Below are 22124 nucleotides of genomic sequence, written 5' to 3' on the forward strand. Positions count from 1 at the left end.
TTTCTGTTCATCTCCATTTTCTATAGATTATTCCTTAACTCCACCAATCGTTAACCCTTTAACAAAATATTTTTGGAAAAACGGATAGCTGATCGCAATCGGTAAGGTTGAAATAACCACGATCGCCATTCGAGCAGATTCTCCTGGTATTGCTGCCATCCCACCAGATAATTGACTGCTGGCGCCAGCATTTTGTGTCAGATATTGAATATTATTTTGAATCTTCATCAATAAATATTGCAATGGAACTAAACTATCTTTTTGAATGTATAAGAGTGCGTTAAACCAGTCATTCCAATACCCTAAAGCTGCAAACAAACTGATTGTTGCGATACCAGGCACCGCGAGCGGTAATACGATTTGAATAAAAATCCGCATCTCTGAAGCCCCATCAATCCGTGCCGACTCGATGATCGACTCAGACACTGAGCGTTTGAAAAATGTCCGCATCACAATAATATTAAACGGACTGACTGCCATTGGCAAAATCAACGCCCAAATCGTATCTTTTAATTGAAGTAAATTCGTCATCACTAAGTAGTTTGCGACCATCCCTGGAGAAAATAACATCGTGATCAAACAAAAAACCGTGAAAAACCGACGAAACGGAAAATTAGATCTAGAAATCACATAGGCATATAAGGATGTCGCTGTACTATTGATCAGCGTGCCGACCAACGTAACCAAAACCGTCACAAACAACGCTTGAAAAATTTTATCCTGCATTTGATCAAATAGATAGGTGTAGCCAAAGATACTAAACTCCTTAGGCCAAAAACTATATCCATGAGCAGCTAATGCGGTTTCATTACTAAGTGAGATCGCCACAACAAATAAAAACGGCAACACACAAGATAGAGCAAAAACAGCGATCAGCACATTAAAAAATAAATTGACTGGTTTATTAAACGAACGAATTTCTACTTTTGAAACTGGCTTTTTCCTCAATGTTTTCACTCCTCCTTAGAATAATGCCGAATCATTGTCAAAACGACGAACGATCCCATTTGTCACCATCAACAGAACAAATCCGACTGTTGACTGATACAATCCAGCTGCTGCCGTCATCCCGATGTCCCCTGTCGCAGTCAAACCATTAAAGATATACGTATCTAAAACTGACGTAACTTGGTACAACGAGCCAGAATTACGCGGCACATTATAGAACAAACCAAAGTCCGCTCTAAAAATATTCCCCACTGCTAAAATCGTCATGATCGTCATCAAAGGTAATAATTGCGGAATCGTAACATTCTTGATTTGTTGCCATTTGCTGGCGCCATCAACCATTGCGGCCTCATAATACGTTGGATCGATTCCCATGACAGAAGCAAAATAAATAATACTATTATAGCCGATCCCTTTCCACGTTCCGATAAAGACTAAGATAAACGGCCAAAATTTCGGTTCACTATACCAATTGATCGGCGTACCTCCACGACTTGAAATCCACTGATTAAAGATCCCTTTATCTGGGCTTAAAAAGGCATAAACAAAATACCCAATGATAACCCAAGATAAGAAATAAGGTAACAGAGACATCGTTTGGTAGACTTTTACCAAACGCTTATTCCTCAGTTCACTCATCACGATTGCAAAAAATACAGAAATGATAAGGTTCAAAACAATAAAGGTCACGTTGTACAACACTGTATTTTTCGTAATCAGAAACGCATCATTAGAAGAAAACAAAAACTTAAAATTCTCTAAGCCAACCCAAGGACTCTCCTTTAAGCTAGCAATAAACCCGTCTGGTGAAATATGAAAGTCTTTAAACGCCACCACATTGGTCAACACTGGAATATAAAAGAAAAAAATCATCCATAGCATCGCTGGGATCGCCATCAAGATCAACGCTTTATACCGCCAAACATTGTTAAAAAACAGCGCACTCTTTGACTTTTTCTTCATTTACTCAACTCCTTTCATCAAATTGTCTACAATAGAATTGTAGCGCTTTCAAAAAGAAATAAAAATAAACAAAATATAGATATTCTTATAGAAAATATAGATGTTCCAAAAAATAAACTTGATAACCTCCTTCTCTAATGTAGCCACTCGACTATGATACAATTAGCTTATCGACTTGAATGGAGGAAACACTATGCAAATTTATCAAAATACAAAAATCGCTAGCAACAAGTCCCTATACATTTCCGGTCAAACACCAAGTAAAGACGGAGTAACACCTCAAAGTATTGAAGCACAAACAGAGGTTGTACTTGAAAAAATCTCAGCTGCCTTACAAGAACATCATTTAACTGTTGAAGATTTAGTCAAGATCACGATCTATATTACCGATGTTTCTTATCTGCCGGGTCTTAGAAGTAAATTAGCCGAATTTGTAGGTGAGTCAAAACCAACTTCTACATTAGTAGTTGTTGCTGGGTTGATCGATCCAGATTTTAAAGTAGAAATTGATGGGATCGCTGCTTTTTAGCAAATCAAAAATGAGACACCCGTAAAAGCTTAGCTGCTTACGAGTGTCTCATTTATTCCTATTATATTTATGCTTCTTTTACGCTTTTCAAAATATAGTAACCTTTGTCTTTTGTCACGATTTCTACATTGCCAAAGACTTCCGCCATTTTTTTCTCAGCACTTGGCGCACCTTGTTTCTTTTGAATCACGACAGTCAACGTTCCACCGACAACTAGTCTAGGATGGGCCTCACTCAAAATTTCATGCACTACTTTTTTCCCAGCTCGGATCGGCGGGTTGCTAATAATTGCAGCATATTGCTGTTCATGTGTATCAGCATAGATATTTGATGTGTGGATATCGACATTTTCAACATGATTTTTCTTCGCGTTTTCTTGCGCTAAAGCGACTGCTCTCTGATTGACATCGATCATTTCTACTGTTCTACCACTGAATGAAGCCAACGTTAAACCAATCGGACCATAACCGCAACCGACATCAAGCAACGCCCCTTCTGGAAGATCTTCCCACTCAAACTCATCGATCAATACACGGGAACCAAAGTCCACCGTATTACGAGAAAATACCCCACTATCGGTTAAAAACTGAAACTTCTTTCCTTTTAATTCAAATGACCACTGCTCTAAATCATGAGCTAACTCTGGGTTTTCTGTATAATAATGATTATTCATTTTCTTCTTCCTAACTATTTTCTTTTGTCATCAGTCTACCTTTTATTTCGCGAACAATCAAGGCAGCGAGTAAGTCATAACCCGTTTTGGAAAAATGTAGTCCATCTGCTTGTAAAAATTCATCTGTGCCAGGGTAAACGACCATTGCTTTGTATAAATCAATGACAGGAATTTCATATTTAGCGCCGATTACTTTTACTCGTTCTACATATTCACGAATCCGATCATGATCCCGCGTTGGTTTTCTAGCACAATCTACATATGGCGGTGTGAGTAACACGACTTTTTCTTTACCGATTTCAGTGATCATTGTTTCGATATTTTCTGCGTATTTTTCTAAAGAAACTAGGTTGTCACTGTTTGTGTCATTGGCACCGAAGAAAATTGTTACGATATCGGCTTGTTCTGCTAAGACTTCTTTTTCCAAACGTTTCATTGCATCTTGTGTGGTATCTCCCGGCATCCCAGCATTTACGATCATCACTTCTTCATAATGTTGAGCCGCTAGATCTTCTGTGATTAGATTTTGTAAAATCGGCGTGATGGCTTCCTCGCCGTATCCTGCTGTGATACTATCTCCAAATAAAACGATTTTTTTCATTAGGTATTTTCCTTTCTCGACTTGTTTTCTTTATTTATCATACCATTGAAAAGACTGTTTTGCCGAGGTAAAGAATTATTTCAGGAATTGGTGTTAGGTCTAGCTAAATTGTGTTAAAATAGGAGCAGAAATAAATGTTGGCTTTGGTGGAGGAACCGATGGACGATAAAATGAATTATTACCCCATTTCACGAAAGGAATGGCAGGGCTTCTATCACAACGGCAAAGCGCCGCTGACAGAAGAAGAATTAGAAGATATTAAAGGCTTCAATGATCAAATTTCATTGCAGGATGTGCAGGACATTTACGTGCCACTGACCCACCTGATTCATTTATATATGAAAGAATTTGAGTCTTTAACTGTTAGCAAAGGGCTGTTTTTGCATGAATATGTGCCTGTTCCGCCTTTTATCATCGGGATCGCTGGTAGTGTGGCTGTTGGAAAAAGTACCACAGCTCGCTTGTTGCAGCTGATTTTATCCAGAACCTTTAAACGCCGCAATGTCCAACTGATTACGACGGACGGCTTTTTGTATCCGAACAAAGTATTGGAAGAAAAGGGCATTATGGATCGGAAAGGTTTTCCAGAAAGCTATGACATGGAAAAGTTGATCGACTTTTTAAATCAAGTCAAAAATAGCCAAGATGAAATCAAAGCACCGCTTTATTCTCATAGTGTCTATGATATTATCGAAGGCGAATATGAAGTGATCCAACAACCAGATATTCTGATCGTTGAAGGAATCAACACACTTCAATTGCCAGCGAATCAGCAAATTTACGTCAGCGACTTCTTTGACTTTTCGGTCTTTGTAGATGCTGAACCGAAGCTGATCGAAAAATGGTACCTTGAACGTTTTGGCGCCTTACTTGATACAGCTTTTCTTGATCCAGATAATTACTATTATCAATATGCGATTGGCAATCGTGACGATGCCTTTGCGATGGCAAAAGAAGTTTGGAAAACGGTGAATTTGAAAAACTTAGAGGAATATATCTTGCCAACTCGAGGCAGAGCGGATATTATACTTCATAAGACTGAAAATCATATCATTGATGAGATATTTATGCGGAAGTATTAATTCGTAAAGCTAGATCAAACTAATGATCAACACTTTCTCCGAAAGTTTTGTACTGTTCCACATCAGTTCATTGCATTCACTGTGTCTCACAGCAAAAGCCGAACGAACTCGTTCAGTACTGACAGAAAAATAGGGAAAAATGATTGTGACGCTTTTTGTCACTAGCCTTTTTCGTCTTTTTTCCGAAGCACTAGTTCGTGAAGCTAGATCACAAAACAACACTTAATTTGATTCTAAAGGGGTCAGAATTTTCCTAACGGAAAATTCTCCATAAACGGTGTAAAACAAGCAGGTTTCTCGGCAATTTCCTAAATCATATACAATCCAAAAAAAAGGATTCTACATGATTTAGTCCAATTGCTCGAACCTAAACGCTTTTTTTGCAACCTCTTTTTAGATAAATCTAAATGGATAGGGGTAATAAATGTGACCAATGTTGCCGATTTGACAACTGTTGAAAAAATTATTGTTTTAGACTTTGGTAGTCAATATAACCAATTGATTACTCGACGTATTCGTGAATTTGGCGTGTTCTCAGAATTATTGAGCCACCGAATCACAGCGGATGAAATTCGCGAAATGGCTCCTAAAGGAATTATTTTCTCTGGTGGACCCAATAGTGTGTATGACGAAAATGCCTTCCAGATCGATCCTGAAATTTATGAGCTAGGGATTCCAATTTTAGGTATTTGCTACGGTATGCAGTTGATGATGCATAATCTAGGCGGAAAAGTCGAGCCTGCTGGCAACCGTGAATACGGTAAGTCAGAGCTATCACTTTTGATTCCTGATTCACCTATTTTTAAAGGAACACCTGAAAAACAAATCGCTTGGATGAGTCATGGTGACCTTGTCGCTGCTATCCCTGATAGTTTTGAAACGGTGGCAACTAGCGCAGATTGTCCGTTTGCAGCAGTTCAAAATACAGACCGCAACCTTTACGGTGTGCAATTCCATCCAGAAGTTCGTCATTCTGAATATGGTAACGACTTATTACGTCACTTTACGTTTGATATTTGTCATTGCGAAAGCGACTGGACAATGGGCAACTTCATCGAAATGGAAATCAACAAAATCCGCGAACAAGTCGGCGATAAAAAAGTCCTTCTTGGCCTTTCAGGCGGCGTGGATTCAAGCGTTGTTGGTGTGCTTTTACAAAAAGCCATCGGCGATCAATTGACTTGTATCTTTGTAGATCATGGTTTATTGCGCAAAGGTGAAGCAGAGCAAGTAATGGATAGTTTAGGCGGAAAATTCGGCTTAAACATTATTAAAGTAGATGCAAAAGAACGTTTCTTAGATAAATTAGCTGGCGTTTCTGATCCAGAGAAAAAACGTAAAATCATTGGGAACGAATTCGTTTATCTTTTCGATGATGAAGCGACAAAACTTGATGGCATCGACTTCCTAGCACAAGGTACCCTTTATACAGATATCGTAGAAAGCGGAACTGAAACAGCGCAAACGATCAAATCTCACCATAACGTGGGCGGATTGCCGGAAGATATGCAATTTGAATTGATCGAACCGTTGAATACGTTATTTAAAGATGAAGTTCGTGCTTTAGGGATCGAATTAGGAATGCCTGAAGCGCTAGTTTGGCGCCAACCATTCCCTGGTCCTGGTTTAGGAATTCGTGTGCTTGGTGAAATTACTGAAGAAAAATTAGAAATCGTGCGTGATTCTGATGCGATTTTACGTGAAGAGATCGCCAATGCTGGTTTAGATCGTGATATTTGGCAGTACTTTACTGTGTTACCTGGCATCCGCAGTGTGGGTGTGATGGGTGATGGCCGTACGTATGATTATACTGTGGGTATTCGTGCAGTGACTTCAATTGATGGAATGACAGCTGATTTTGCGAGAATTCCTTGGGATGTGTTGCAGAAGATTTCTGTGAGGATCGTGAATGAAGTGGCTCATGTGAATCGGATTGTTTATGATATTACGAGTAAGCCACCTGCTACTGTGGAGTGGGAATAAAAAAACAATATAACTTGGTGTAAAAACGTTGATTTAACGGTGTTTAGGCACATATGAAATGGATAAAAACAATACAATTTGAATAGGTTCTCCGCCAAAATCCCGCCAAAACGAAATCTGGGGTTGCCTATATCAAGTTATAGAAAGAGCCTTGTAGAAAGAAAACAAGGTTCTTTTTTTGAACCTAATTTCTTTAGTAAAGTAAATTTTGACGCCAAAACTAAAAGTGGCGTATTTTTAAATATTGAAATCAAATTGAAAGGAAAGCTTATGAAAAATAAAATAGGTAATAAACTATTAGGGGTACTGATGGTCGCCATGACTATTATCAGTACCCTTTTTGCTTCTTTAAGTACAGTTCACGCCAGTGATCTTGTCTTGAATGAAGTCACTGGCTATAGCTATACAGGTGTCAGCCCACATCTGGGTTATGCCATTACGCATGACCCACTTTATATCATGAAGGTTGATGGCAAAGTCGTCTTCTGTGTGGAATCAGGAATCTTCACGACCTCTGGAGGTGGCTATATTCCAGAAACCTACATTGATAGGAAGAAAGACCTGCTATCTAAAATCGCCTACTACGGCTATACGAATACTGCTCAAAGTGGTTATGACTATGCTGTAACGCAAGTCATGATTTGGGGTGAACTCGGAGATAAATATATTTCTTCCAGTATTCCCAACTATGAGAAGCGAAAAGCTGAAATCATGGCACAAGTCAATCGTCATGACACCCTCCCATCTTGGCACAATCAAGAAGTCTCAGTTCAAGTTGGTAAACCATTGACCTTGAGCGATACCAACGGTGTATTCAGTGATATGAGTTTAACTTCAAACCCAACAAATACGTCACTTTCTACGAAAGGCAATGAGCTGACAATTACTGCCAATCAAGATTCTACCAATGGCACACTCTCTTATCAGAAAGTAGCGAATGCCAAAATTGGAACTTCGATTGTTTATAAGAAGCCGAACCATCAAACATTGGTAGAGTTTCATTTAGACAATACCAAACAAGCGAATCTTAAAGTCAACGTCATCAAATTAGGAAATGCACGTATCCAAAAACTTGATGAAGATACTGGTAAACCCTTAGCTGATGCAACTTTATTATTGGAATATAGCGGTACATCAAAAGAAGTTGTGACCAATGAACACGGGTATGTAGAACTTAATGGCTTACCTCAAGGTACACAAGTCACCATTCGTGAGGTAACTGCTCCAGATGGTTTTGTCAATAAAGGGGAAGTTCAAACTATCACCATTGAACCAAATAAGACACTGGAAGTTCGTTTCAACAACAAAGCGCAACAAGGACAATTGAATCTAACCAAGACAGGAAAGAAAGTGGTCTCCATTGAATCAACCGATTCAGAGTATGGGGACTTACATTCTTTCCTTTTTGATTACCAACCAATCGCTGGCGTAACCTATGATATCAAAGCTGTAGAAGATATTGTTATAGGTGGCACAATACACCACAAGGCTGGTGAAATTGTCACAACGGTAACTACTGGTGATGATGGCAACTTAATCAATATGCCTTATCTCTATTTAGGAAAATATGAAGCTATTGAGGTTTGTGCTCCTGCTGGTTATATTGTCGATTCTACACCTATCCCCTTTGAATTTATTTATGCAGGGCAAGAAGTTTCACTTGTGCAAGAATCTGTGACTGCTAAGAATGAATTCCAGAAATTAAGGCTCTCTTTATTCAAAGAGGAAGAAACAATTGCTAAATGGCAAGACAATTTACCAGTGATTGAAACTATTCCTGCTAGTGATAAAGTTTTTGGTTTGTACACCAACGAGGATTTGGTTATCACTCCAGAAGTAACGTTACCAAAAAATTCTTTGTTGGAAATTGTGACAACTATTGATGGTGAAGCTTTTTTAGAAGACCTGCAATTTCCAGAAAGTCATTACTATTTCAAGGAACTAGACGCTGGCAACCAACACACCTTACTGGATAAACACTATGAATTTAGCTTTATCGCTACAGACAATGAAGAAATAAAGGAAATCAAAATTTATGAAGATGAAGAAATCCCACTTCTTAACAAGCTTCATTTCAATCACTTTTCATTGAAAAAGTTAAACGAGGAAGCCATTCTAACTGAAAAAGAAGGCTATCACTTTGAATTAGTGGAATCTCAAGGAGCTATCTTCTCTTTAGAAGATGAAGACGGTACGGTCATTCAATCCGTAACAGTTGGTGACGAATCACTAGCCACCTTCAACCATATTCCAGTTGGCACATTCTATTTGAAAGAAGTCAGAACATCTTCCAGTGACTATCTGCTTTCTGATTTGATTTATCGTGTGGAATCCACCAAAGACGGTATTCAAGTTTACAATGAAGCAGATAAATTAATTGCAGAACAAAGCTTTCTTGATGAACCAGTTTATTTGTTTGAAGCAGAAAACTATTTGATAAAAGGTACTGGTCAACTCAGCAAGACGGATATCTCTACTGGTGAACCTTTACCAAACACTGGCATTCGTCTACTAGATAAGGATAAGAAAGTTATTTTTGAAGGACGAACCAATCAAGAGGGTTTGCTTACTTATGAGGAGCTACCAAAAGGAATCTATTACTTCCAAGAGTTCGATGCACCAACAGGCTATCAAATTGATGACACACCGATTCAATTTGAAATCAAAGAAAACGGAAAGGTTGTGAAATGTGAAATGAAAAATAAACAGATTCTCAAAGCGTCATTGCCACAAACTGGTGAAAATCCTTCTATTAAACTATATGTGGCTGGTATTTTAGTTTCAATGGGAGCTATCGCTGTTCTCTGTTACAAACGTAGAAAAGAAAAACTGAATTGTGACGACTAACGCAAGGATCATAAAATAAAATGATAGGTTCTTGCGTTTTTGTTTGCCATTAGAAAGGAGTATGTATGAACAACATTCGTTCTCCCACTCTCACCACCACGACTTAAACTGATAATTGAATAGATTTGTACAACAAAGAAAAGAGGAAAATATATGGAACTAAAACACACTATTCCCAATATGGAAAAGACATTTGGACAATTAGAATTTGCAGGTGAAGGAAAAATCGAACAGCGCCGTATCAACGGCAAGATGACTATTCTTTCTCGTAGCTATAACCTTTACTCTAACATTCAACGAGCAGATGATATTGTCATCATTTTACCAGCAGACGCTGGAGAGAAGCATTTTGAAATGGAAGACAAAGTCAAACTTGTCAATCCACGTATTACCGCAGAAGGTTATAAAATCGGCAATCGAGGATTCACAAATTACATCATGCACGCAGATGACATGGTCAAGGCATAGAAAGGACAAGGTAAAAATATGAGATTAGCAGAAGGTATCGTTATTGAGAACGAGAAAACGTTTGGAGTATTAAAGTTTTCGGCGTTACGACGTGAAATCAAAGTCGTCAATGAAGAAGGTGTGGTGACAGAGGAAGTCAGAGAACGCACTTATGACCTGAAATCCAAAGGTCAAGGTCGCATGATTCAAGTCAGCATTCCTGTAAAAGCTGGAAATAAGAAGTTTGATTACAACGCTGAGGTAGAACTGGTCAATCCAGTAGCTGATACTGTGGCAACAGCTACCTTTCAAGGAGCTGATGTGGATTGGTATATCAAGGCTGATGATATTGTTTTAAAAAAACTAGAAAATAGTCGAAAATCAGAAATTAAACAGAATCAAAATAAAAATGATTAGTTGATAGCCCACTAATCAGATGATAATATTGGTATATAAAAGGAGGCTTAGAAATGACATTTTCAAATAGCGATAAAACTGGAAAATTAGATGTGGAGTTACAAAGTGTTGTACAAGCTTTCATAGATGATGCCTCGGAAGGAAGTTATTGGGATTTTAAACAAAAATGGCACAATAATAATGCCGACTTACTCAAAGATATTATTTGTATGGCTAATAATACGACAAGTAATATGCAAGATGGTTATATAATATTTGGCATTGAGGATACAACATTTGAAGTCACCGGTGTTTTAAACGATGTTAACCGTAAAAACCAAGAAAATCTCATTGGTTTTCTTAGCTCGCAAATATGGTCGGGTGAAGAAACTCCCAATGTAGATGTAAAAACTATTCAAATTGACGAAAAAGAAATTGATGTTTTAGTTATTCGTAATGAGATGGTTACACCGTATTATCTGTTAAAAGAATATTCAAAAAGTAATTCTGGAAAAAACAAAACTATTATCCACGCTGGTGTAATTTATAGCAGAATTGGGGATAGAAATACAAGTTCAGCAGAATGTGCTACGAAACATGCTACTGAATTTTTATGGAAGAAACGATTTGGATTAATCGGAAATGATGATTATAAAGTAACAAAGAGACTCGAAAATACAGAAAATTGGTATTCTACAGATGAATATGAAACATTTCATAATAATGAGTATGGAGATATTACCATTAAGCGTGATACTACCTATAATCTTGAAGTGACCATAAATAAAGAAGAAACGAATACTCGTATTTGGGTTATGGATTTTCCCTATCTATTTAGTAATATATCTAATTGGAATATCGGTGAACGAGAAACTGGTAGAAGACTGAAATGGGATATTTTCTTAAATGGCAGAGAACTAGATATTTCTATTTACGGAGTTCAAGCTACAAGGCAAACATTTTATCATATTGAACCTAAAACGTATTGGGATAAGGCACTAGGAATTTCTATCAATGGCATTACAGACTCCATAAAGTATTATGCATATATCGAAAATAGTATTGAGTACCTTGCCTTTAACCTATTTTTTGATAAGCAATGTTATTCAGATAGAGAACTAGATTACAACAAAGCATTACAGGTCATTCCAGTTTTTAAAAGCGAACAGGAACACCTTGAATTTATGGAACATATTAAAACCTGTGTTGATGAATTTGAATTAGCTGTAGAGAATCAAGATATTAATGGAATGTTTCCTACCTATGCAAAAGAAGTTGATACGGTTATAGTCTACAAGCTAGGGAAAACATTAGTTCAGTGGCTTAGAGAGTGGAGATTTAAGTTAATGGAAATTTAGTATATCTATCCAAAGTAAGTAACCATTGCGTTACTTTTTTTCTTTACTTAACAAAGGAGGAACTGCTATTTTCAAAACAAAAGGAAAACGTATTAAAGCAACTGATACTAATTTGCTCTACCATTCTGCTTTTAAGTTCTTTGGATTCATTGGAATTTTTGTGATGTTGTTCTTCCATCTTCATTCACTTATGCAAATCAATTGGAAGACTATTCCCTTTGAAAAACTTCTCTCACAACTTTATACACCATACTTCTTAGGTAGTGTTCTCACTGCCTTTTTTGTTTGCTTATTATTTGGTTTATGGGTCTATCGTTATCGCATTGATACAATTAAAAAACTCCAACACATGCAGAAGCTTGCTCGCATGATTTTGGAAAATAAATGGTATGAATCGGAACAGGTGCAATCTGATGGGTTCTTTAAAGACCTCTCATCTTCAAAGACTAAAGAGAAAATCAGCTACTTTCCCAAGATGTACTACTCACTAAAAAATGGACTGATTCATATTCGTGTAGAAGTTACCCTTGGTAAATACCAAGATCAGCTTCTACACTTAGAGAAAAAATTGGAGACTGGCTTATTTTGTGAGCTAGTCGATAAGGAACTCAAGGATTCCTATATTGAGTACACTCTACTCTATGATACGATTGCGAATCGTATTGGAATTGAGGAAGTCAAAGCAGAACACGGGCGACTCAAACTGATGAAGTCTGTCTATTGGGAATATGACAACCTCCCTCATATGTTGATTGCTGGAGGAACTGGTGGCGGAAAGACTTTTTTCATTTTGACCATCATTGAAGCCCTCCTTCAGACCAATGCCAATTTGTATATTCTTGACCCTAAAAACAGTGACCTTGCAGATTTAGAATCTGTGATGGACAATGTTTATTTCAAGAAAGAAGATATGTTGGAATGTTTGAATCAATTCTATGAAGCTATGCTGGTGCGGAGTGATGAAATGAAGCAACACCCAGACTACAAAACTGGTGAAAACTATGCTTACTTAGGACTGCCTGCAAACTTCCTCATCTTTGATGAGTATGTCGCCTTTATGGATATGTTAGGACGTGATAGTACCGAGGTTATTTCTAAGCTGAAACAGATTGTCATGCTAGGAAGACAAGCAGGCTTCTTTTTAATTCTGGCTTGTCAACGTCCTGACGCAAAATATTTAGGTGATGGAATCCGTGACCAGTTCAATTTTCGAGTAGCCCTTGGAAGAATGAGTGAGCTTGGATACGGCATGATGTTTAGCGAGACCAACAAAGATTTCTTCTTGGAGCAAATCAAAGGACGTGGCTATGTAGATGTTGGTACAAGTGTGATTAGTGAGTTCTATACACCACTTGTACCTAAAGGGTATGACTTTCTAGAAAGAATTGGAAAATTAACCACCAAAACGCAGGCTGAACCAGAGCCGTGCGAAGCGAAAGGCGCAGGGACAGACTAGCGTGGTTTGGTGTGGCGACAGCCACGCCAAACTGACAACCCCCAGTCCATCTAACAGGGGGGTAGAAAAAAGACAAAAAACTGACAAAAAACATCATGAAGTCCAGTGCTCACGGGCAAATATGAATTTTATACAAGGTGTGATAATGCTTAGGCAAATGTGACACCTTTTTTGATTGGAGGAATGCGATTGGAAAAAGAACTTTCTTGGGAAGAATCCTTTAGAGAAAAACGGGATAAATACGGTGTCTCTCAAAACAGAATAGCAACAGATGTCGGTATCTCAAGAGAACATCTCAATCGAATTGAAAATGGAAAGCTAATTGCTCCTGATTCTCTTAAGAAGAAATTAAGTCATGAGCTGAATGCTTACAATCCTGATTTACCTCTTGAATTGATATTCGACTATGTTCGGATTCGATTTCCCACCGATGATGTGGTGAAAGTGATTCAAGAGATTCTACGATTGAATATTGACTACATGGTACATGAAGACTATGCCTACTATTCTTATCAAGACCATTATCACTTTGGCGATATTATGGTCATGCACTCTGTAGACCTCTCCAAAGGCGTATTGTTGGAGTTAAAAGGAAAAGGTTGTCGCCAGTTTGAGAATTTTCTATTGGCACAACATAGAAGTTGGTACAACTTCTTTCAAGATTGTATCAAAGCAGAAGGTGTGATAAAGCGACTAGATTTAGCCATCAATGATAAAACAGGAATTTTAAAAATTGCCGAATTGGCTCATAAGTGTGATGAAGAAGAATGTATCTCTGTCTTTCGTAACTTTAAAAACTATAAAAGTGGCGAATTAAAACGACGCAATGAAAAGCAAGATATAGGAAATACCCTTTATATCGGTTCGCTAAAAAGTGACGTTTATTTTTGCATTTATGAAAAGGATTATGATCAATACATCAAGAATGGCATACCTATTGAGGAAGCAGAAATCAAGAATCGTTTTGAAATTCGCTTAAAGAATGAACGGGCGGAAATTGCATTGGAAGATTTATTACAAAATCGGAATCCACAGCGAACCGCTTTTGGTATCATAAATCGCTACATTCTCTTTACCGATAAAGAAGATGGAAAATGTCGCAGTGATTGGAAAATCAATTATAGATGGAAGTCTTTTATTGGTAACAATCGTAGAGAACTTCGATTAACCACCGAACCAGAACCTTATGACTTTAAAAGAACCTTGAACTGGTTACGTCATCAAGTCGCCCCTACGCTCAAGATTGCCACTATTCTTGATACCGTCAATGACACTGATGTGGTGGAGATGATGATTCGTGAAGCCAGCTTGACTGATCGTCACGAAAAAATCTTGGAACAACAGCTCTACACCTCTGAGGATATTATCTTATGAGCGAGCTAACCCATACACTCAAGGAACTTGGTTTCTATTGTGGCATTAAGCAGGAACTTTATTTACAAGATACAGGACAATACACGTCTCTCATTATTGAAGGCATACAAAAAGGAAGTGATATTTTATACGATTTCTATAAGCAAACATTTTACCCACGTTACCCTAATAGCGTGACTGTCTATGGTGAACAAATGACAGAACAAGAATTAGTGGAACGTGTGAAACGTTATTTACTTAACCGAAGAATTTATCTACAAGAAAGGAATGATAATTTATGAACTTTGGACAAAATTTGTATAACTGGTTTTTAAGCAATGCGCAATCGTTGGTGTTACTGGCTATTGTGGTGATTGGACTTTATTTGGGATTCAAACGTGAATTCTCAAAACTGATTGGCTTTTTGATTGTGGCACTGATTGCTGTTGGTTTAGTCTTCAATGCTGGCGGTGTAAAAGATGTGCTTCTTAATCTCTTCAATCGCTTGATTGGTAGTTAGGTGGTGAGACAATGGAAATGCAAGTCTATATTGCCAATTTAGGCAAATACAATGAGGGTGAACTCGTCGGTGCTTGGTTCACCCCTCCTATTGATTTTGAAGATATGAAAGAACGTATTGGTTTGAATGATGAATACGAAGAATATGCCATACATGATTATGAAGCACCCTTTGATATTGGTGAATATACCTCAATTGATGAAATCAACCGCTTATATGAAATGGTGGAAGAAATCGAGGGTTCGCCAATTTATGATGAACTCAAAGAGATTCAAGGCATGTGGTTTAATTCCTTAGAAGAATTATTGGAAAACAAAGACGATATTATCTGTTATAGCGATTGTGATTCTATGGAAGATGTGGCTTATGGATATGTAGAAGAGGGACATTTTGTTGAAATACCAGAACGGCTTTGGATTTATCTTGATTACAAAGCTATTGCAAGAGACTTAGAGATAAATGGAAATTTTCTGGTAACCTCTCATGGTGTATTTGAATATGTCAATTAGCCATTGTATATTACTATTAGAATTCATTGTGTCTTTCTTGAAAATGTAAGATAATAAAAGTGTGTTAAATTCTTTATGCGGGAAGACATAGTAGTAAACGGGTAGAATTGGAGGATAGCTTATGACACGTATTAACTTACTTCAAAATAAAATTATTGAACTTGAAGGTGGAGCTTTTCAAGGACTTTGTGATGCGTATCTTTATAAAAAGTATCAACTAAAAAATATTCATTCACTCGGATCTCAAGAAGGAACCAATAAAACAACGATTGGCGTACCAGATAGTTATGTTCATCATGAAGATGGTACTTACACTTTTATAATGTATGGACATCAAAAATCTTATAAAAGTAAAATCGAAGAAGATATTAAAAATTGTCTAAATGGAAATGTTAAAATGGTGCCGTATGTTGATATTAAAAGAATAATAATTTGTCATACGTCAACAAACATTACGACTATAGAAGATAAAAAATTCCGACAACTAGGTGGAGATGTCAAAGTTGAGCTGATTGGATTAGATACAATCGTTCAAGATTTGAATACTCCAACTTATCAAGCGATTGCCAAAGACTTTCTTAATATAAAGATTGATTCAGGACAAATTTTTTCTATTAGTGATTTTGTAAAATCTTATGATAAAGGGGGGATGTCAGCACCACTTGATATTGAGTTTAAATTTCGCGAGAATGATTTTACAGAACTAGTGAATCAAATTAAAAAAAATGACTCAGTTTTAGTTAGTGGTGCTTCTGGTGTAGGTAAGACTAGATTAGTACTTGAAGTTTGTAGAAGTTTTGAAAGCAAAGGTTATCAAGTGTTTTGTGTGAAGAGCAATGGACAATCATTGTATGATGATTTCACCATGTCTGCCTCAGAACCAGGAAGATTCTTATTTTTCTTAGATGATATAAATGTTACCACAGATGTTAGGGCAATAATTGGGTTTATACAGAGCTCTTCTGATTTAAAAGAAATTAAATTAGTTGCCACTGTTCGAGACTATGAAAAAGGGAAAATAAGTGGTCTATTAAATGAATTCACTTATTTTCATGAAAAACGAATATCAAGCTTGAGTGTTGAAGAAGTACGAACAATTCTTGAAGAATGCCTAGAAATAAAGAATAGAGACTATCAAGATAGAATAGTGAAAATTTCAAAAGGAAATATAAGGCTAGCTATTTTTGCTGGAAAATCTGCTATTAACGATATAAATTCCGTTAATAATCCTACAGGGATTTTTAAGGCATATTATGGTAAAATTTTTGAGGAACGATTTGTTGAATTAAATTATGTGAAGGTGTTATTTATAATTTCATTGTTAGGAACAGTCAAAATGAATGAAACGGATTTTGCGACAAAATTGCTTGAAGAATTTGGAATAGATTGGAAAGAGTTCAGAGAAATCGGTTTGCTATTTCATCAAAATGAACTAGTTGACTTTTACCTTGAAGAAGTTATAAAGGTTAATGACCAAAGTTTCAAGGATTACATTTTGGAATATTCTTTGATAGAAAAAAAAATAATAAGTATTTCACGTCTTTTAGAAATAGGTTTAGTTAAAAATCGTAAGCAGATAGTTTCTGCAATAAATACTTTGGTTAATATTTTCTCGTCAGAAAAAACTCAAGAATACGTATCAAAAGAAATATTATCTCAATGGAATGTAGCCACAGAGAATGAGCAAGACTTATATCTTGAATCTTTTTATCGTCTTAATCCTCTTAAATCTCTTGCAATTTTAAAGAAAAAAATTGATGGATTTTCTCAGGTTAATTTTGAAATCTCAGATGAATATTTTAATAGTAAATCAAATTATAATACAATAAATTCAAAAGAAGTATCAATTCTATCAGGTTATAAAAATACTAGTTGCTTTCAAGAGGCAATCGAATTACTTGTTGAGGTGCTGAATAAACGTCCTGATTGGTTTATGGACATTTATTTCTCTTTTAGCAGTTTAACTTATGATCGGAGTTCCTATCATTTAGATTACGAAAAAGAGTATGTATTACTTGAGAAACTTTGGAGTTTGAGAGAAATAGGAGATAATAATTTTGATTTTTTGATATTTAAAGTTGTTGATGAACTTTTGGCTTGTTCACATGAAATTACTGAGGATGGGGATTCTCCAAATTCCATAAGTTTTTCTCATATGTCTATCAATTTATCTGAGGGGACAAAACAATTAAGAAGTCTATGTTGGAAAATTTTGTCAGAACTGTATAAAGAATCCCCGTATCAAAACAAAGTTTTGAAAACGTTAGTTGGGAATCATTGGAGAGGGTTTGAAGATTATATAATTCCAATCTTTGAATATGATATGCAAGAAGTGAAAAAGTTTTTTGTTGACAGTTGGGAAGAACTCACTTTTGAACAGTGCTTGACTTTGAGTAAATTAGTTGAGTTTTCAGTGCACTTCGAAGTAAATATTGATGAAGGTTTCATGGGGTATAAAGATAATAGAGAATATTGTTATTATGAAGTAATTGCTTCTAATGATAGACTTGAAAGACTCTCCGAAAATACTGAAAAAAGAATTGAACGAATAAAAAGTGAATCTAAGGATTTTACTTTGGAAGATTATAAGCAGTTATTTTCTGTTGCAAAAAAAATAGAACAAAAAAATAAGTTTATAGAGACCTATTCAATCGGGGAAAATCTTTCAATTTTAGTAAGAAATGTTGATAGTGAAATATTGCCTGATATTTTAAAATTGTATTTTTCATTTGATGCACCATTTTCTGGAAGCTTATCTGTTATTGTTATTGATTTACTTAATTCACAAGGATTTGATGAAACATTTAACCTTATAAGTCAGTTTGATTTTCCAAATAGAAATATTTGGATTAACACTATGTGGACATGTCTGCCTAAGGAAATGGTTTCTGAAAATCAGATAGCTCTTCTAATTGAGCACATTAATTCAGAGGGGAAAAATCAAAACCCTAGCATTCCGAGATTCTCTGATTTATTGAAGTTTCAAAATGTAGATAAATTAATAGTTCAGAAAGTAAGTGAGTTAATTGCTGTTATTTCAGAAAGCAATCAGAATATTGCTCAATCATTTCTGTTGGAATTTCATAATAGACCAAAAGAATTGGTCGAGGTATTTTCTAAAAACATAGTTATTCTTGAAAAAATGTACTTTTCACTTCAATTTGATTACCAGGGTCTAATTTTGTCAGAAATCATAAAATTAGACCTTGCATTTTGGGTAGTCTATACAAAACAAGTGGATATGAGTAGTTTTCATAATAATTATGACAAAGAAATATTTAAGCAAATCTGGATATTAGATAACTATAATGAACTAATAGATGTTGCATACGAGAATATTGTTGCTCCTTCATACAATTTCTATTTCAGCTTCGGTAAGCACGAGACCATTTTTCCAGTAGATATAGGACAAGATTCGATAAGAAATAATCATATTAAGACATGGGTACTTAATTTTATTAGTAAACACTCAGATAATTTTGAAGAGGTTCAAAATATTTTTTCTGTATTCGTTAACAATCAAAATGATGAGGATAAAATCCAATATATTGAGAAGTTTCTAAGTTGTAATAAGAACTATAATGATTTTATGAAGTTGTCACTTAATCCTTCTTCCCATTCTTGGAGTGGTAGTTACGTGCCGATTATTGAGGGAGAGGTTAATTTTTGGAAAAAGTTACTTGCTCAGAACTTCCTAAAAGGAATAGAATTTATAGAACATAAGAATAGTATTGGTGAGAGAATCAATTTTCTTGAAAATAAGAAAAAAGAAACTTTACTTAGAGAATATCAAGATGATTATCTGAATCCATAACTTTCAAAAAATAGATATTTTAGTTTCAATAAAAACTTGAAATAGTTTAAATGATACACCAGAAGAGTTTATTCCTTTTAATACAAACGACGAAAAGATATCTATATCAAATAGATGTTTATTAGAATTAAATAGTAATTAAAAAATAACAAGCAGAGAGCAATCCCCTCAAAAGGTTTGCTCTTTTTCTATTTTCAAGAAAGGACGTAAGTATTTGAAAAAAATAAGAAGCTATACCAGTATCTGGTCAGTGGAGAAAGTCATCTATGCGATTAACGACCTACAACTGCCTTTTCCGATTACTTTCACTCAAATGACATGGTTTGTCGTATCACTCTTGACGGTGATACTATTTGGCAACCTCCCTCCACTCTCCATGATTGAGGGAGCGTTGCTCAAGTATGTAGGAATTCCTGTGGGTCTAACGTGGTTTATGAGCCAGAAGACTTTTGATGGCAAGAAACCTTATGGCTTTCTAAAGTCGGTCTGTTCTTACGCAGTAAGATCAAAGACCACCTATGCAGGAAAGCCAGTCAAACTTGGCATGTCGCATATGAATGAACCAATCACCATAGTAAGGAGTGAATTAATACATGGCATATCCAATTAAGTATATTGAAAATAACCTGGTATTCAATCATGATAGCGAATGCTTCGCCTATTATGAGTTGATACCCTATAACTACAGCTTTTTAAGCCCAGAAGAAAAGTTTCAAGTCCATGATAACTTTCGACAGCTGGTGGCGCAAAACCGTGATGGGAAAATCCATGCTTTGCAACTTGCCACAGAATCCAGCATTCGAGCCACACAGGAACGCTCAAAGAAAGAAATAACTGGTAAGTTAAAAGAGATAGCCTATCAAAAAATAGATGAACAGACCAAAGCGTTAGTAGACATGATTGGCGACAATCAAGTAGACTATCGTTTTTTTATTGGCTTCAAACTGTTACTCAATGAGCAGGAAGTTTCGGTCAAAAACATTAAGCAGGAACTACTCAATGCCATTCAAGATTTTATTGGTGGGGTTAATCATAAGCTGATGGGGGACTTTGTCTCTATGAGTGATGGTGAGATTCAACGATTTGCCAAAATGGAACAGCTTTTAGAAAGTAAACTCTCCAGACGTTTCAAGATTCGCAAACTGGAGAAGAACGACTTTGGCTATATCATTGAACACCTCTATGGTCATACTGGTATACCTTATGAAGACTATGACTATCATCTGCCAAAGAAATACACCGATAAAGAAGTCTTCGTGAAACACTTTGATATCTTAAAACCGACTCGCTCACTGATTGAAGAAAAACAACGCTACTTGAAAATCCAAACCGAGGAAGAAACAACGTTTGTTGCCTACTTTACGATTAACTCCATTGTAGGAGAGTTGGACTTTCCCAGCAGTGAAATCTTCTACTACCAGCAACAACAGTTTTCTTTTCCAATCGACACCAGTATGAACGTGGAAATTGTTGCCAACAAAAAAGCCCTCTCTACGGTGCGCAATAAAAAGAAAGAACTGAAAGATTTAGATAATCATGCATGGGAAAGTGACAATGAGACCTCCAACAATGTGGTAGAAGCCTTAGATTCCGTTAATGAACTAGAGACCAGTTTAGACCAAAGCAAAGAATCCATGTATAAACTCAGCTATGTGATTCGAGTGTCAGCGAAGGATCTCGACGAGTTGAAAAGACGGTGTGATGAAGTCAAAGACTTCTACGACGACTTATCCATCAAACTCGTGCGTCCCTTCGGTGATATGCTAGGACTTCACAGTGAATTTATCCCTGCTAGTAAACGTTACATCAATGACTATATTCAATACGTGACTTCGGACTTCTTAGCTGGTCTGGGATTTGGTGCTACACAAATGCTGGGAGAAAACGAGGGAATCTATGTTGGTTATAACCTAGACACTGGACGCAATGTCTACCTCAAGCCAAGTTTGGCTAGTCAAGGGGTGAAAGGTTCGATTACTAATGCTTTAGCTTCTGCCTTTATTGGCTCACTCGGTGGCGGGAAATCCTTTAGTAACAATATGCTCGTTTACTATGCCGTTCTCTTTGGTGGTCAAGCAGTGATTGTTGACCCAAAAGCCGAACGTGGTAGATGGAAGGAAACTCTGCCAGAAATTGCTCACGAAATCAATATCGTGAATCTGACCAGCGAGGAAGAAAACAAAGGACTTTTAGACCCTTATGTGATTCTCAAGAAGCCAAAGGATTCTGAAAGTCTAGCCATTGATATTCTCACCTTCTTAACGGGGATTTCATCACGAGACAGTGAAAAGTTTCCAGTGTTGAGAAAAGCGATTCGTAGTGTGACGCAAAGCAAGCACCGTGGTCTCCTTCTGGTCATTGATGAACTGCGAAATGAAGATACAGCGATTAGTCATAATATTGCTGACCATATCGAAAGTTTTGTGGACTATGACTTTGCCCATCTGCTTTTTAGTGATGGTTATGTCAATCAGTCTATTAGCTTAGATAAACAACTCAATATTATTCAAGTGGCTGACCTTGTGCTCCCAGACGCAGAAACAGGCTTTGAAGAATACACCACCATGGAACTATTGAGTGTGGCAATGCTGATTGTGATTAGTACCTTTGCCTTTGCATATATGCTAATAAAGTAGACATTTTTT

At 36.5% G+C, this 22124-nt stretch carries 18 protein-coding genes and 1 pseudogene; 15 read left to right on the forward strand and 4 right to left on the reverse strand.

Translation table 11 applies throughout. From position 1 onward, the window contains the following. Positions 1-27: 27 nt before the first annotated feature. Positions 28-948, reverse strand: a complete 921-nt coding sequence (locus tag A5866_RS09310) for a carbohydrate ABC transporter permease (RefSeq protein ID WP_086278164.1) — start codon at positions 946-948, stop codon at positions 28-30. 15 nt (positions 949-963) lie between these two features. Continuing rightward, positions 964-1911 (reverse strand): ABC transporter permease, encoded by a 948-nt coding sequence (locus A5866_RS09315; protein ID WP_086443714.1) that lies wholly within the window; start codon positions 1909-1911, stop codon positions 964-966. A 193-nt stretch (positions 1912-2104) separates the two neighbouring features. Here A5866_RS09315 and A5866_RS09320 point away from each other — a divergent pair, with 193 nt between their 5' ends. Then, positions 2105-2440 carry a RidA family protein gene (locus tag A5866_RS09320; RefSeq protein ID WP_086443713.1) on the forward strand — a complete coding sequence of 112 codons (336 nt, stop codon included), beginning with the start codon at positions 2105-2107 and terminating at the stop codon, positions 2438-2440. A 67-nt stretch (positions 2441-2507) separates the two neighbouring features. Here A5866_RS09320 and A5866_RS09325 read toward each other — a convergent pair whose 3' ends face one another. Further along, on the reverse strand, positions 2508-3113 hold the full coding sequence (locus A5866_RS09325; protein WP_086443712.1) for a class I SAM-dependent methyltransferase: 606 nt from the start codon (positions 3111-3113) through the stop codon (positions 2508-2510). 10 nt (positions 3114-3123) lie between these two features. Continuing rightward, on the reverse strand, positions 3124-3714 hold the full coding sequence (locus A5866_RS09330) for a GDSL-type esterase/lipase family protein (RefSeq protein WP_086443711.1): 591 nt from the start codon (positions 3712-3714) through the stop codon (positions 3124-3126). Positions 3715-3872: 158 nt separating this feature from the next. On the opposite strand from A5866_RS09330, the gene coaA reads away from it, so the two are divergent. The 14 genes and pseudogenes from coaA to A5866_RS09400 form a co-directional block, all read left to right on the forward strand. Further along, positions 3873-4796 (forward strand): type I pantothenate kinase, encoded by a 924-nt coding sequence (gene coaA, locus A5866_RS09335; RefSeq protein ID WP_086279667.1) that lies wholly within the window; start codon positions 3873-3875, stop codon positions 4794-4796. Between the two features lie 426 nt (positions 4797-5222). Then, on the forward strand, positions 5223-6779 hold the full coding sequence (gene guaA / locus A5866_RS09340) for a glutamine-hydrolyzing GMP synthase (RefSeq protein WP_086443710.1): 1557 nt from the start codon (positions 5223-5225) through the stop codon (positions 6777-6779). A gap of 270 nt (positions 6780-7049) precedes the next feature. Next, positions 7050-9626 carry a SpaA isopeptide-forming pilin-related protein gene (locus A5866_RS09345; protein ID WP_086445497.1) on the forward strand — a complete coding sequence of 859 codons (2577 nt, stop codon included), beginning with the start codon at positions 7050-7052 and terminating at the stop codon, positions 9624-9626. 153 nt (positions 9627-9779) lie between these two features. Further along, positions 9780-10094 carry a YdcP family protein gene (locus tag A5866_RS09350; protein ID WP_086443709.1) on the forward strand — a complete coding sequence of 105 codons (315 nt, stop codon included), beginning with the start codon at positions 9780-9782 and terminating at the stop codon, positions 10092-10094. Positions 10095-10112: 18 nt separating this feature from the next. Next, on the forward strand, positions 10113-10490 hold the full coding sequence (locus A5866_RS09355) for a YdcP family protein (protein ID WP_086443708.1): 378 nt from the start codon (positions 10113-10115) through the stop codon (positions 10488-10490). A gap of 53 nt (positions 10491-10543) precedes the next feature. Then, the gene (locus A5866_RS09360) at positions 10544-11827 is read left to right on the forward strand and encodes an ATP-binding protein (RefSeq protein WP_086443707.1); all 1284 of its coding nucleotides are present in this window, start codon (positions 10544-10546) and stop codon (positions 11825-11827) included. 67 nt (positions 11828-11894) lie between these two features. Then, positions 11895-13283 carry an FtsK/SpoIIIE domain-containing protein gene (locus A5866_RS09365; protein ID WP_086445496.1) on the forward strand — a complete coding sequence of 463 codons (1389 nt, stop codon included), beginning with the start codon at positions 11895-11897 and terminating at the stop codon, positions 13281-13283. 183 nt (positions 13284-13466) lie between these two features. Continuing rightward, the gene (mobT, locus tag A5866_RS09370; RefSeq protein WP_086443706.1) at positions 13467-14657 is read left to right on the forward strand and encodes a MobT family relaxase; all 1191 of its coding nucleotides are present in this window, start codon (positions 13467-13469) and stop codon (positions 14655-14657) included. Further along, entirely contained in the window at positions 14654-14938 is a 285-nt protein-coding gene (locus A5866_RS09375) for a hypothetical protein (RefSeq protein WP_086443705.1), read from the forward strand. Before mobT ends, A5866_RS09375 begins: the two co-directional genes overlap by 4 nt. Continuing rightward, complete coding sequence (locus tag A5866_RS09380) at positions 14935-15156, forward strand: hypothetical protein (protein WP_086443704.1); 222 nt, start codon at positions 14935-14937, stop codon at positions 15154-15156. Before A5866_RS09375 ends, A5866_RS09380 begins: the two co-directional genes overlap by 4 nt. 11 nt (positions 15157-15167) lie before the next feature. Continuing rightward, on the forward strand, positions 15168-15665 hold the full coding sequence (locus A5866_RS09385; protein ID WP_086443703.1) for an antirestriction protein ArdA: 498 nt from the start codon (positions 15168-15170) through the stop codon (positions 15663-15665). Between the two features lie 121 nt (positions 15666-15786). Next, positions 15787-19479, forward strand: a complete 3693-nt coding sequence (locus tag A5866_RS09390) for an ATP-binding protein (RefSeq protein ID WP_339099655.1) — start codon at positions 15787-15789, stop codon at positions 19477-19479. Positions 19480-19693: 214 nt separating this feature from the next. Next, a complete protein-coding gene (locus A5866_RS09395) occupies positions 19694-20089 on the forward strand; it encodes a conjugal transfer protein (RefSeq protein ID WP_086443702.1) in 396 nt (131 codons plus the stop codon). Beyond that, a pseudogene (locus A5866_RS09400) lies at positions 20073-22103 on the forward strand (ATP-binding protein); the annotation flags it as partial. The gene A5866_RS09395 and the pseudogene A5866_RS09400, both read left to right, overlap by 17 nt. Positions 22104-22124: the final 21 nt, after the last annotated feature.

The organism is Enterococcus sp. 12C11_DIV0727, assembly GCF_002148425.2.
GTDB classification, from domain to species: domain Bacteria; phylum Bacillota; class Bacilli; order Lactobacillales; family Enterococcaceae; genus Enterococcus_L; species Enterococcus_L lemimoniae.

What these genes read in the sequence shown, in the direction of transcription:
- A5866_RS09315 (WP_086443714.1), bottom strand. Translation starts at nt 1,911, where the DNA reads ATGAAGAAAAAGTCAAAGAGTGCGCTGTTTTTTAACAATGTTTGGCGG.
- A5866_RS09320 (WP_086443713.1), top strand. Translation starts at nt 2,105, where the DNA reads ATGCAAATTTATCAAAATACAAAAATCGCTAGCAACAAGTCCCTATAC.
- A5866_RS09325 (WP_086443712.1), bottom strand. Translation starts at nt 3,113, where the DNA reads ATGAATAATCATTATTATACAGAAAACCCAGAGTTAGCTCATGATTTA.
- A5866_RS09330 (WP_086443711.1), bottom strand. Translation starts at nt 3,714, where the DNA reads ATGAAAAAAATCGTTTTATTTGGAGATAGTATCACAGCAGGATACGGC.
- coaA (WP_086279667.1), top strand. Translation starts at nt 3,873, where the DNA reads ATGGACGATAAAATGAATTATTACCCCATTTCACGAAAGGAATGGCAG.
- A5866_RS09345 (WP_086445497.1), top strand. Translation starts at nt 7,050, where the DNA reads ATGAAAAATAAAATAGGTAATAAACTATTAGGGGTACTGATGGTCGCC.
- A5866_RS09350 (WP_086443709.1), top strand. Translation starts at nt 9,780, where the DNA reads ATGGAACTAAAACACACTATTCCCAATATGGAAAAGACATTTGGACAA.
- A5866_RS09355 (WP_086443708.1), top strand. Translation starts at nt 10,113, where the DNA reads ATGAGATTAGCAGAAGGTATCGTTATTGAGAACGAGAAAACGTTTGGA.
- A5866_RS09360 (WP_086443707.1), top strand. Translation starts at nt 10,544, where the DNA reads ATGACATTTTCAAATAGCGATAAAACTGGAAAATTAGATGTGGAGTTA.
- mobT (WP_086443706.1), top strand. Translation starts at nt 13,467, where the DNA reads ATGCGATTGGAAAAAGAACTTTCTTGGGAAGAATCCTTTAGAGAAAAA.
- A5866_RS09375 (WP_086443705.1), top strand. Translation starts at nt 14,654, where the DNA reads ATGAGCGAGCTAACCCATACACTCAAGGAACTTGGTTTCTATTGTGGC.
- A5866_RS09380 (WP_086443704.1), top strand. Translation starts at nt 14,935, where the DNA reads ATGAACTTTGGACAAAATTTGTATAACTGGTTTTTAAGCAATGCGCAA.
- A5866_RS09385 (WP_086443703.1), top strand. Translation starts at nt 15,168, where the DNA reads ATGGAAATGCAAGTCTATATTGCCAATTTAGGCAAATACAATGAGGGT.
- A5866_RS09390 (WP_339099655.1), top strand. Translation starts at nt 15,787, where the DNA reads ATGACACGTATTAACTTACTTCAAAATAAAATTATTGAACTTGAAGGT.